The organism is Actinomycetota bacterium, assembly GCA_035536535.1.
Taxonomy (GTDB): domain Bacteria; phylum Actinomycetota; class JAICYB01; order JAICYB01; family JAICYB01; genus DATLNZ01.
Genome location: DATLNZ010000137.1, coordinates 1 through 4,050, shown reverse-complemented (window position 1 = coordinate 4,050; position 4,050 = coordinate 1). Strand labels below are relative to the sequence as shown.

General features: G+C 69.9%; 5 protein-coding genes. 3 read left to right on the top strand and 2 right to left on the bottom strand.

Translation table 11 applies throughout. From position 1 onward, the window contains the following. Positions 1-43: 43 nt before the first annotated feature. Positions 44-1,225 carry an aminoglycoside phosphotransferase family protein gene (locus VNE62_09340; protein HVE92484.1) on the bottom strand — a complete coding sequence of 394 codons (1,182 nt, stop codon included), beginning with the start codon at positions 1,223-1,225 and terminating at the stop codon, positions 44-46. Between the two features lie 5 nt (positions 1,226-1,230). Further along, the gene (locus VNE62_09335) at positions 1,231-1,683 is read right to left on the bottom strand and encodes a VOC family protein (GenBank protein HVE92483.1); all 453 of its coding nucleotides are present in this window, start codon (positions 1,681-1,683) and stop codon (positions 1,231-1,233) included. Between the two features lie 178 nt (positions 1,684-1,861). Here VNE62_09335 and VNE62_09330 point away from each other — a divergent pair, with 178 nt between their 5' ends. The 3 genes from VNE62_09330 to VNE62_09320 all read left to right on the top strand — a co-directional run. Beyond that, positions 1,862-2,818, top strand: coding sequence for an ABC transporter ATP-binding protein (locus tag VNE62_09330; GenBank protein ID HVE92482.1), 957 nt, complete (start codon positions 1,862-1,864; stop codon positions 2,816-2,818). Then, complete coding sequence (locus VNE62_09325; GenBank protein ID HVE92481.1) at positions 2,818-3,585, top strand: ABC transporter permease; 768 nt, start codon at positions 2,818-2,820, stop codon at positions 3,583-3,585. The genes VNE62_09330 and VNE62_09325 overlap by 1 nt, the downstream gene beginning before the upstream one ends. A gap of 28 nt (positions 3,586-3,613) precedes the next feature. After that, positions 3,614-4,050, top strand: a 437-nt coding sequence (locus VNE62_09320; GenBank protein ID HVE92480.1) for a hypothetical protein, incomplete at its 3' end; no start/stop codon positions are given.

Here is a 4,050-nt window from a genome sequence, read left to right as displayed (position 1 = left end):
ACCTCGCCAACAACGAGGACGTGGTGGTCATCCCAGGCGGCGCCTAGTCCGATGTGTGGGCCCGGGGGCCAGGCGGCCCCCGGGCCTTTTTCTTTTGTCGAAGGCCCAAGCGGAATGCCGGGTAGGGCGGGACGTGGGTGTCGTCCGGCCACAGTTTTCGGCACTTGGCCGCGATCCCGGACGCTAATTCGGCCAGGCGGTCCAGCGTCCCGCTGTCACGGGCGGCCGCGGCAAACGACTCCGACCTCAGCGGGGCCCGCGCCCGCAGTCCGGTTGTGCCCCAGGAGTGGTCCTTCTCCAAACAGTGCGTGACCTGGGTCGGCACCGTGTAAAGGAACGACTGTCCGCACGCCAGCGTCATCAGCCGCCGCCACTCGGCGTCGTCACCGAAGCCGGCCGCAGCACGGTAGGCGTCCTCCATCTGCGTGACGGCCGAGTCCGGAAGGGCCCCCACGCACCAGCACGAGGGGAACGGGATGCGGGCGTAGCCGGCGTCGCTGGGGGCAAACCGGCAGGCGGCGTTCTCGAAGTCCACGATGACGACGCGACCCCCGTCCAGCAGCAGGTTGTCCGGACAGGGGTCGCCGTGGGTCAGCGCGTGGTGCGGTCCGGCGTTCCAGGCCTCGCGGAGGGTCTCCAGGTCGTCATCGATGCCTTGTGCCTCGACGCCCACGGCCTCGCACGCCCGGTGGAGGTGGGCCACCTGCTCGGCGAACCACGCGCGGCGGTCAAAGTCCGCACGGGGGCCGAGTCGCTCTCGGCGGCGGCGCCACTCGTCGGGATCTTTGCCCATGGTGGCGGCGTGGAGACGTCCGAGGCTCGCGCCGAACTCACGCAGTGCATCCGTCGCGGCCACGGGGTCTTCGCCGAGCAGGACGTGGTCCACGCGCCGGTCGTGGGCCATGTCCGACATGACCAGGACCCCCGGCTCCCGGTCCGCGCCCAGCAGGCGTGGGACGTCCGGCACGTCCAGCTCCCCGAGCCATTCCAGTGCCGCCCACTCCGTGAAGATGGCGGCCGCCGGGCCCCCAGGCTTGTCCGGCTCGTATGGCTTCCAGGGCCGGGGGGCCTTCACCACCACCGTCGCGGGGGCCGAGTCCGATCCGGACACCCTGCACCTCGCAACGAACGGCGTCCCCTCGTGCTCGCGGAAGACGTCCGTTACCTCCAGGCGCGCGCGGCGGCCGAGGATCCGGGAGCCGACGGAGGCCAACATGCTCGCCATCGTGTTTATGAGACCTGGGCGATCAGGCCGGCCCAGAAGTCCACCTTCACGTACATGAGCTCCAGCGCGATGCCGTCCGGGTCGTTGAACGAGACGACATCGGCGTAGGGCGCCTCCTTGATGCCGGAGTGCTCGATCCCGCGCTCGTCCAGCCGCGCGATCCAGTCGTCGAGGTCCTCGCGCTCGGGCACGTGGAACCCCACGTGGTCCAGGCCGACGCGCCGGGCGTCGAAGGTTCCCTGCTCGCCGTCGCGGTGCTGGCAGAGCGCCACAACGTAGGAGAAGGTCGTCAGGTCGAACAGCCCGTTGTAGCCCATGTCGGTGAAGTACGGGGGACCGACGTTCTCGTCGTTGCTGACGACGGTCAGCGAGAACAGATCGCAGTACCAGGCGCGGCTGCGATCCAGGTCGGTGACGGTCAGGGCGACGTGGTTGCCTCCGGTCAATCGAGGTGGCATTGGAGTCGGCTCCTTTCAGGGACGGGACGGCGCGAAGCGCACCCACGATCCCAGAAGTCGGGCGGGCCCGGCCGCCGGTCCACTCTAGGCCGCCTTCTGTTGCTGATCATCCAAGAGACCTCGCGGCAGGGGCCCGGCTGTCCATACAATCAGCGGCCCCGAGATGAGGAGCCCCGGGTTGCCCACGGTCGAGGTCGAGCACGTCCGCCGGGAGTTCCGCACCGGCAGGGGTCTGCGCAAGCGGGGGCCGGTCGTCGTCGCGCTGGACGACGTCTCGCTGACGATGGAGTCCGGCGAGATCCTCGGCCTCCTGGGCCCCAACGGCGCCGGCAAGACGACGCTGGTCAAGGTCCTGGCCACCGTCCTGCTCCCGTCCTCGGGCACAGCGCGCGTGCTGGGACACGACGTGGTCCGGGACACGCAGGCCGTGCGTCCCCTGATCGGCATCGTGTTCGGCGGCGAGCGCGGCCTGTACAACCGACTGACCCCCGAGCAGAACCTGTCGTACTGGGCGGCGCTGTACAAGCTCGACCCCCGGACTGCGCGTGAGCGCGTCCCGATGCTGCTCGAGAAGGTCGGCCTCGCCGGACGAACCGAGCGCGTCGAGACGTTCTCGCGCGGCATGAAGCAGCGCCTGCACCTCGCGCGCGGGCTCATCTCCGACCCGCCGGTGCTGTTCCTGGACGAGCCCACCACCGGCATGGACCCCGTCGCATCGCGTCAGTTCCGGGAGCTCGTCCGGGAGCTTCGAAGCGAGGGCCGGACGATCTTCCTCACCACCCACGACATGGCGGAGGCCGAGGACGTGTGCGACCGCGTCGCGCTGATCGACCGCGGACGGCTGCTGCGGATCGAGCGCACAAAGACGCTGCGGACGTGGCTCGCGGCCTTTGAGCGCATCGACGTCGAGGGGGCCTCGCCCGAGGCTCTCGATGCGGTGGGTCGCATCGACGGGGTGACGAAGGTCGCGCGCGGCGAGGACGGCTCCGCGCGCATCGAGGTCGGCTCCCGGGAGGCGCTGCAGGCCGCGCTGCGCGCGCTGGTTTCGTCCGGCGTGGACTCGGTCGCCACCTCGCTGCCCTCCCTGGAGGACGTGTATCTGCACGTGTTCGGCGACCGGGGGCTCAACGTCTGATGCGCGTGCTCCTGGCCGCGTTCCGGCTTCAGCTCGGCCTCACGCGCGGGCGCCCGGACGACGTCCTGGTGCTGGCGATGATCCCGCTGTTCACGGTGGTGTTCCTGTCGGTGGTGCAAGCGGCCGGGCGTCCGGACCTGGCCGGCCACGCGGTGATGGGTCCGGTGCTGATCGCGCTGTGGGGGACGTCCATCACGATCGCCGGCGAGATCGTCGTGACCGACCGCGGCATGGGCGTGCTGGAAGGGGTGATCGCGGCCCCCGCCCGCCTTCCCATCGTCGTCGTGGGACGGGTGATCGCGGTCACCGTCCTCGGGCTGATCGGGTACCTCGAGGCGTGGCTGGTAGCGCGGTTCGGCTTCGGCCTGGTGATCCCGATCGAGCACCCGGTGGCGTTCGGGGCGACGCTGCTGCTGACCGGCATGGCGATGGCGTGCACTGCTCTGCTGATGGCGGCGGTGTTCGTCCTCGGACGGAGTGCACGTCCGTTCCAGCGCGCGCTCACCTACCCGTTCTACGTCCTCGGGGGCGTGGTCGCGCCGGTGGAGCTGCTGCCGGGCTGGGTCCAGCCGGCGACGCGGGTGGTCTTTCTGTCGTGGAGCTCGGCAATGCTGCGCGACAGCCTGGCCCCCGGACCGATCCGCGACGCAACGACGAGGCTGACGATGATCGCGCTGCTGGGCCTCGCCGCGTTTGCCGGGGGATGGTGGCTGCTGCGCAAGACGGTGGACCGCGTCCGGCTCACCGGGACGATGACCTACGCATGACGCGCCTCACAGCGACCCCGACCTGCGCATGACCGGCTTCGTCCAAACGGCGCGCATCTTCCGCTACTCGGCCGCCGTGGCCCTCGAGGACTTTCGCACCATGTACACGCTGCGATCGTGGGTCTTCGAGTGGCTCACGCGGATCGTGTCGCAGGTGATCTTCTTTTCGCTGATGGGCAAGCTGGTCGAATCGCAGGAACGGGTGGAGTTCCTGCTCGTCGGCAACGCCGTGATGCTCGCCTCGATGACCGTGATGTTCGTCGTGCAGACGACGTCGTGGGAGCGCATGACCGGGACTCTGCCGCTGCTCATCGCGGCCCCCGCGACTCCGCTGGTCGTGTTCATGGGACGAAGCGTGGAGTGGATACCGGACGCGCTGGCGACCGCCGTGGCCGGCCTGGTGATCGTGGCGCCGATGTTCGGTGTCTCGGTCCCGCTGAGCAAGCTCGCGGCTATCCTGCCGCT